1 protein-coding gene is annotated in these 1,542 nt (G+C 76.3%); it reads right to left on the bottom strand.

Going from position 1 to position 1,542, the window contains the following annotated elements; all coding sequences use genetic code 11:
- The coding region (locus C1I98_RS38745; protein WP_146607927.1) for a class I SAM-dependent methyltransferase at positions 1 to 1,542 on the bottom strand (1,542 nt) is incomplete at both ends.

Below are 1,542 nucleotides of genomic sequence, written 5' to 3' on the forward strand. Positions count from 1 at the left end.
GTCCGGCCCCCGAAGACGCCGCCGCCATGTCCCCGCCGGTCACCAGGTACACCAGCGCGTCGGCGTCTTCGGGGGCCGGACGGTGGTCGGGGGCGGCGAGGATCAGGGTGTGGTCGAACTCGGGGTCGCCCGGGACGAGGGCGACGCGCGGCATCCCGGACTCGTGCAGCACCCGTTCCCAGGTCGGGGCGTCGAGGTGGATCGAGTCCCGGCGCAGGTCGTCGTCGAACGCCCACCAGCCAGGGGCCAGCCCCCACAGCAGGTGGCTCCAGCGGTCCACCTGGGTGACCTCGACCATGGCCAGCATGCCCGCCGGGCTGAGCAGCCCGCCGATCCGGCGCAGCGCGGCGTGCACGGACGGCGCGACGTGGATCACGTTGTAGGCGATCACCAGGTCGAAGCCGCCCGCGGGCAGGCCCTGGGCGATCGGGTCGCGGGTGATGTCGTAGGTGGAAAAGCGCATGCCGGTGATGTCGCGGTCGGCGGCCCGTTTGGCGGCGCGGCGCACCAGCAGCGTGCTGATGTCGGTGAAGTGGTAGTCGACGTTCTCCCGGCCGGGCCAGTCGTCGATCAGCGGCCAGGTGAAGCCGCCGTGTCCCGCGCCGATCTCCAGGATGCGCAGCGGGCCGCCGCCCCATCGGGCGTGGATGTCGCGCACCGAACGGCGCAGCGCGGCCAGGCAGGCCGCCCCGTCGTAGATCTCGACCTGGCAGTCGCCCAGGTGGGCGCGGAGCATGCTCTCGTCGCCGTCGGGCCACAGGACGGCGACCGGCTCGCGTTCGCCGTCGAAGACGTGCGGCAGGGCGTCGGCGATCCGGTCGAGCATGCGGACCCCGCCCGTGACCTCCGCCAGCTCCCGGCGGGCGTCGAGCGCGGCGGCGACCAGGTCAGGGGCGCCTGCGGCCACCCGGTGGCCGTCCGGCCCTTCGTGCAGGAACCCCTCCTCGACCGCCGAGCGGATCACGAACTCCGCCATGCGCGGGATGCGGTCCCCGGGGTCGAGACGGCGGCGCAGCTCGCCGGGGGTGAACATCTGCCGGGTTCCGGCCCGGTCGAGCAGAAAGCGGCCCATCAGGCCGCCCGCGTAGCGGTTCAGCGCGGCGATCAGGTCGGGGCGCGCGGACAGGCGGGAGTCCGCCGGACGCCAGGGCGCGTCGCCCGCGACCGTCCGGGGCACGAGTTCGGCGGGGCGCGGGCCGTCGGTGACGCTGCCGACCACGCGGACACCGGCGCTCGCCAGGCCGGCGGCGACGGCCCGCCCGGCGGGGACGTCGGCGACCACCAGCGCGTTCGGCCCGCCGGTGACCTCGGTGGGCGGGCCGAGGGGCACGGGCCGGGGCAGCAGGGCCCACCAGCGGCGGCCCCGCCTGCCGTACGTCACGCCCGGCCGGAGCAGCGGCAGGTGGGCGGGCGGGTCTCCCGGGCCGAGGTCCACCACCGCTGCCTGGACACCGCTACGCCCGCGCGCGGCGACCCAGGCGGCGAGTTCGGCGGCGGCGGGGTGCGACGGTCCGGTACCGAGCGGGTCGGCCAGGCCGTGCC

It is taken from the genome of Spongiactinospora gelatinilytica (genome assembly GCF_003236385.1).
GTDB lineage: Bacteria > Actinomycetota > Actinomycetes > Streptosporangiales > Streptosporangiaceae > Spongiactinospora > Spongiactinospora gelatinilytica.